Source organism: Colwellia polaris, assembly GCF_002104515.1.
GTDB classification, from domain to species: Bacteria; Pseudomonadota; Gammaproteobacteria; order Enterobacterales; family Alteromonadaceae; genus Cognaticolwellia; species Cognaticolwellia polaris.
Map to the genome: position 1 here is coordinate 598,133 of NZ_NBOE01000002.1, position 6,210 is coordinate 604,342.

A 6,210-nucleotide genomic window follows, 5' to 3' on the forward strand; every position below is an offset into this window, starting at 1 on the left:
TTCGGGCACACTCTACTTTTATACTGCGTTGCTTTCGTTATTCGTCGTAATCACTTAGTACACTAAGCTCATACGACTCACAACTTTAGCGCCTTGCCTAAAAGCAGATTGTTTACGAAAACGATATTTAAGCCTCCGACTGACTAGTAGTTCGAGGCTTTGTTTTTTAAATACTATCAACTTTATAGTGAAGCTGTTTTATGTCTACTCAAAATAATGACTCGTTATCTTTAGCTGAATTAGAGCAAAGACAAAATTTTATTAGCCGCCACATTGGTCCAAATGCTGAGCAAACGCAAGCTATGCTCAAAGACATTGGTGCTGACTCTGTTGACGCGCTTATCGACCAAATCGTACCTAGTGATATTCGTTTAGCTGATTTACCTGCTATCGAAGAAAGCAAAACTGAAGTGCAAGCACTAATCGACTTGAAAAAAGTTGCAAGCTTGAACAAGGTAAACGAGACATATATTGGTTTAGGTTACTACGGCACACTTACCCCAAACGTTATTTTACGTAACGTGTTAGAAAATCCAGGCTGGTACACGGCTTACACGCCATACCAACCAGAAATTGCTCAAGGTCGTTTAGAGTCATTATTAAACTTCCAACAAATGTGTATCGACCTAACAGGTTTAGACCTAGCGTCAGCGTCATTACTGGATGAAGGTACTGCAGCAGCTGAAGCTATGGCATTAGCGAAACGCGTATCTAAAAACAAAAAATCAAACTTGTTCTTTATCTCAAGCGACGTATACCCGCAAACCATTGACGTAGTAAAACAACGTGCCGAAATGTTCGATTTCGACATTGTTGTAGCCCCAGCTAACGAAGTCGTTAATCACGATGTATTTGGCGCATTATTGCAATACCCAAGTGCAACGGGTGAAATAACAGACATTAGCGATTTAATTGCTAAAGTACACGACAACAAGGGTATTGTTGCTGTTGCTGCCGACATTATGAGCTTAGTGTTATTAAAAGCACCGGGTGAGTTAGGTGCTGATGCCGTTATTGGTACAACCCAACGTTTTGGTGTTCCAATGGGTTACGGCGGGCCACACGCTGCATTTTTCACAACCTCTGATAAATTCAAACGTTCATTGCCGGGCCGTATTATTGGTGTATCGAAAGACACACGCAACAACCCAGCATTGCGTATGGCTATGCAAACGCGCGAGCAACACATTCGCCGCGAAAAAGCCAACTCAAACATTTGTACAGCACAAGTGTTACTAGCCAACATGGCAGCATTTTATGCGGTTTACCATGGTCCAAAAGGCTTAAAAACTATTGCGCAACGTATTCACCGTTTTGCTGATATTTTATGTTTAGGTACCGCAAGTAAAGGTTTAACGCCAATTCACGCTAACTACTTTGATACGCTTACTTTTAACTTTTCTGAAGGTCAGTATAACAAAGACGAAATCGTTGCACGTGCATTAGCTGCTGGCGTTAACTTCCGTACAGACGTTGAAGGTCAAATCAGCATATCAGTAGATGAAACAACAACGCGTGAAAAAGTACAAAACTTATTCAATATTTTATTAGGCGAAGGGCACGGTTTAGACGTAGCAGCACTTGACCAACAAATAACCGACAGTGGTCATTCGTCAATTCCTGCAGCATTACAGCGTGAATCAGCCATTCTAACGCACCCAGTATTTAACTCGTATCACAGCGAAACTGAGATGCTACGTTACATCAAAAAGTTAGAAAACAAAGATTTAGCGCTTAACCACTCTATGATTTCATTGGGCTCTTGTACCATGAAACTTAACGCTACTGCTCAAATGATCCCAGTTTCATGGCCTGAATTTGCCAACATGCATCCGTTTGCACCTGTTGACCAAGCACAAGGCTACAAGCATATGATTGACGAGCTAGGCGACTGGTTAGTTGAGCTTACCGGCTACGACAATATTTCAATGCAGCCAAACTCAGGCGCGCAAGGTGAATATGCTGGCTTAATCGCAATTCACAAATACCACGAAAGTCGTGGCGATTCACATCGTAACATTTGTTTAATTCCATCTTCTGCGCACGGTACTAACCCAGCATCAGCGATGATGGTAGGTATGAAAGTCGTTGTAGTTGCTTGTGATAAATCAGGTAACGTTGACATGGCCGACTTAAAAGCGAAAGCAGAAGAGTTAGCCGAGAACCTTTCTTGTATCATGATCACGTACCCGTCTACGCACGGTGTATACGAAACTACCATTGCTGAAATTTGTAACATAGTGCATGAACACGGTGGTCAAGTTTACCTTGATGGCGCAAATATGAACGCTCAAGTAGGTGTTACATCACCAGGCTTTATTGGCGCAGACGTTTCACACTTAAACTTACACAAAACCTTCGCTATTCCACACGGCGGCGGCGGTCCAGGTATGGGTCCTATCGGCGTTAAATCGCATTTAGCACCATTTTTGCCTGACCATGCATTGATCAACGTAAACGAAAACACCAAAGGTAACGGCGCTGTTTCAGCCGCACCATACGGTAGTGCAGGCATTTTATGTATCTCATACCTTTACGTTGCTTTACTGGGTAAAAAAGGTGTTACAGACGCAACTAAATACGCCATTACTAACGCTAACTACTTAGCAACAAAACTTAGCCAACACTACCCAATTTTATATTCAGATAAAAATGGCCGTGTTGCGCACGAATGTATTATTGATTTACGTCCACTTAAAGTGGAATCTGGTGTTACAGAAGTCGATATCGCTAAGCGTTTAATGGATTACGGTTTCCATGCACCTACCATGTCGTTCCCAGTAGCGGGTACATTCATGATTGAGCCAACTGAATCTGAATCAAAAGTTGAACTAGACCGTTTCATTGAAGCCATGATGTCGATTCGTGATGAAGTACGTAAAGTTGCCTCAGGTGAGTGGACAAGCGAAGACAACCCACTGCACAACGCACCGCACACACTAGCGGATATTACCGCATCTTGGGAACGTGGTTACACCATTCAAGAAGCTGTATTCCCAGTACCTGCGGCAGCAGCGAATAAATTCTGGCCAACGGTTAACCGTATTGATGATGTATATGGGGATCGTAATTTAATTTGTAGTTGTCCGCCTGTTTCTAGTTATGAAGATTAATTTTTTCAAAAATTTAGCGCTTTGATTAGAAAGGCGAACCAGAAATGGTTCGCCTTTTTCGTTTTATTTGCTAGAAAAAATATGCGCTACTATGGCATCAATTTGTTGTGTGGTTGCCTGCCATGTAAAGTCCTTCATATATTGTTTTTTTGCTAATTCAGGTTGTATATAAGTAATATTGTTAAATTTATTAAGCAGATCAATAGACTGAAACTTTAATGCTGTGCCCTGTGCATATCGGTCTACATCTAATTGACCCTGTTTATTAAAAGGTATCAGTAAATAGTCACAATGAAGAATTTCAATTGCCTGACGATTTTCCATTTCAACATAAGATATTGAACACTTAACCTTCTCAGAAGCGTACTTAGGGAAACATATAGCCTTGTCGGCATTTAATAGGCGTTCGAATTTACGGTATGGAATTTTTGCTATTTTGCCGTACTGGTCAAAAAAGTGCACTCTTGGACTTATGCCCATGAATTTCTCCTATTTATAAGTCAGATAAAGGGCTACGCACACCATTCGCACCAGCTTGCATAACATGAGTATATATTTGTGTTGTTCTAATGTCAGTATGGCCTAATTGCTCTTGAACTGTTCTTATGTCTGCGCCTCGCTGTAATAAATGCGTAGCAAATGAGTGACGTAATGTATGACAAGTAACCTTTTTTTCTATACGCGCTTTCTTTGCCGCTTGTTTTACTACTTTCCTTATTGATGTTTCATTTATATGATGTCGTCTAAGCGCATTTACTTCAGGATCTATACTGAGTCTTTTTGAAGGAAACAAATAATGCCATCCCAACTCTTTTCGTGCGTTAGGGTACTTCCTACTAAGTGCGAAAGGCAAATACACACCCTGATAGTCAGGGGTTTTAGAGTCACAGCTAAAAAGTAGTTCAACGCTATTTATTTGCATCTTTAATGCATCAATAAGCTCTTTTGCCAAAGTCACACAGCGGTTTTTCCCTCCCTTACCTTGCCAAACTCTTACAGTATAAAAATCAAAGTCTATATCTTGTACTCGTAAACGAACAGCTTCCATTAATCGTAGGCCGCTACCATACATAAGTTGACAAATTAATTGATAGTTAGCGTCAATTTGTACAAGCAATGCTGATATTTCTTTTTGAGTTAATACCACAGGTAGTTTTTGCTGAATATGGCTTTTATTAAAGTTTAATTCCAATGTTAATTCATTTTTAAGCACATATTTGTACATATACGATAAGGCATTCAATGCTAGTGCCTGTGTTTTAGGTGCGACATTAACGACATTAGATAAGTGTGAGAGAAAAGACTCAACCTCATGATTATGGCAAGTGTTAGGGTGTCGCTTATTATTAAAAATGATAAACGCTTTTATCCAATATAAATAAGACTCGATAGTGCGTTTAGCATACCTTTTTGTCCACATCTGCTCTTTAATATGGGTAAGAAAAAGAGAGCTCATATATTTATCCTTATTTATTTTGTTTCGTCATAAATTTAACTGTATATTTGTACAGTTTAGTGCGGTTTCCTGCTTTCATCCAATAAAAAGGAAATATTCTCGTTTATGTCTTTAACATAACGAAATGTTTTATGAGTAACTTATTGTAGATATTGAATAAATAAGGTATGTTTTGATTATCGTAAAATATGAAAGAAGGATTTTTTCCTTGTTTAAACAAGGAATTTTTCCTCATAATAAGCTGTTAGCTGTATTTTAAGTATGGCAATATTATTAAACTTTAGAATAAAAGGAGTTATTATGAAAAAACTAATATTAATCTTAACACTGTGTATTTCTTCTTTTGTTTCTGCAAATGAATCTTCAGGTTCAACAGCAGCAAGAGAATGGCTTAACATAGTTGATGCTGGTAATTACTCGGAAAGCTGGCAAAAATCAGATTCATTTTTTCAATCACAACTATCACAAAATAAATGGGATGCAGCCCTTAAAGGTGTTCGTGCTCCTTTGGGTAAAGTAAATTCACGTTCAGAGTTAGGTGCTAAAGAATACGCAACACTTCCTGGTGTTCCAGACGGTGAATATTTAGTTATTCAATTTCAAACCGACTTTCAACATAAAAAATCAGCAACTGAAACTTTAACGCTAAGTAAAAGTAGCGGTAAATGGCTTCCTGTTGGTTATTTCATTAAGTAGTATTGGTGTAGATACAGCTAACAAGAATTTAAAGCGGGACTGCTAACAGTTTGCTCGGTTCCGCTTCGCTACACATTTTAGCAAACAATTATCAGCCCCTTAAATGGGCGTTAGCAGGCACTACTTATTCTATTTATAAATGTGTTTGGCTAATTGGATATTTCTCAACAAAGGATTGGTGCTCTTAGCTTTCCTTCCTTTTTTGTGTTCAAGTTTAGTTTTTTAATTGATTGGTAAGCATTTTTGTTATTGTTTATCAATCGTGTTTTGGTGGGTAAGTAGTGCAGCGTATTTTTTGCTTCTCACTTCCACTAATTAAGTTTTTGCATGTTTGGTAATTATAGTGCGCTAAGTCACTTTGCTGCTAACAAGCAAATCAACGGGACACGTACAGTTTGCTCGCGCTCCGCGCATTGTAGCAAAATGTACTTAGCCCATTATTTGGGCGTTAGGTGTTTCTCAAGGATTGTTAATAAACAACTAGTCCTGAGTTTAAATTATAAAAGGGAATTCGTATGTTATTAGGTAAGAAAGTCGGAATTATTTCAGCAATTACAGGCCTATCAATTGGTTTGTTTTATGCTGTATCGCCAGTTATGTATAACTTATCAAATGGGCATATTTCTGGTCATGATGCAGGTTTACAATCTGCGGTAATATCTACAGTTGCAGGTTTAAGTTTCGCAGCAATAGCTATCATTTCAAATAAACAGAGTAAAAACACCTAACAAGGCAATTCAACAAGGACAAAAAACAGTTGGCTTTTTGTTCACTACGTTCACCTATTTTAGCCAACCATTTTTTGCCTGTTAATTGGGCGTTGGTATGACTCCCCACGTCAAGTTAAACCGCAAAATATCCTGCTTTTTTTCGAGCCATAATTTTTTCTCTTTTTAAGTTGAGTGAGTTAACGCATAGAATGAAGCAAGTAATTTCGTCGGTTAT

General features: G+C 38.7%; 5 protein-coding genes. 3 read left to right on the plus strand and 2 right to left on the minus strand.

Annotation, left to right across the window (positions count from 1 at the left end):
* Positions 1 to 200: 200 nt before the first annotated feature.
* On the plus strand, positions 201 to 3,113 hold the full coding sequence (gene gcvP / locus B6A32_RS07045) for an aminomethyl-transferring glycine dehydrogenase (protein ID WP_085302333.1): 2,913 nt from the start codon (positions 201 to 203) through the stop codon (positions 3,111 to 3,113).
* Positions 3,114 to 3,176: 63 nt separating this feature from the next.
* Here gcvP and B6A32_RS07050 read toward each other — a convergent pair whose 3' ends face one another.
* Positions 3,177 to 3,593: a hypothetical protein gene (locus B6A32_RS07050; protein ID WP_085302335.1), complete on the minus strand. Its 417-nt coding sequence runs from the start codon at positions 3,591 to 3,593 to the stop codon at positions 3,177 to 3,179.
* A 13-nt stretch (positions 3,594 to 3,606) separates the two neighbouring features.
* On the minus strand, positions 3,607 to 4,569 hold the full coding sequence (locus B6A32_RS07055; protein WP_085302337.1) for an integron integrase: 963 nt from the start codon (positions 4,567 to 4,569) through the stop codon (positions 3,607 to 3,609).
* A gap of 300 nt (positions 4,570 to 4,869) precedes the next feature.
* Here B6A32_RS07055 and B6A32_RS07060 point away from each other — a divergent pair, with 300 nt between their 5' ends.
* Positions 4,870 to 5,265, plus strand: coding sequence for a DUF4019 domain-containing protein (locus B6A32_RS07060; protein ID WP_085302339.1), 396 nt, complete (start codon positions 4,870 to 4,872; stop codon positions 5,263 to 5,265).
* Between the two features lie 515 nt (positions 5,266 to 5,780).
* Entirely contained in the window at positions 5,781 to 5,993 is a 213-nt protein-coding gene (locus tag B6A32_RS07065; protein WP_085302341.1) for a hypothetical protein, read from the plus strand.
* Positions 5,994 to 6,210: the final 217 nt, after the last annotated feature.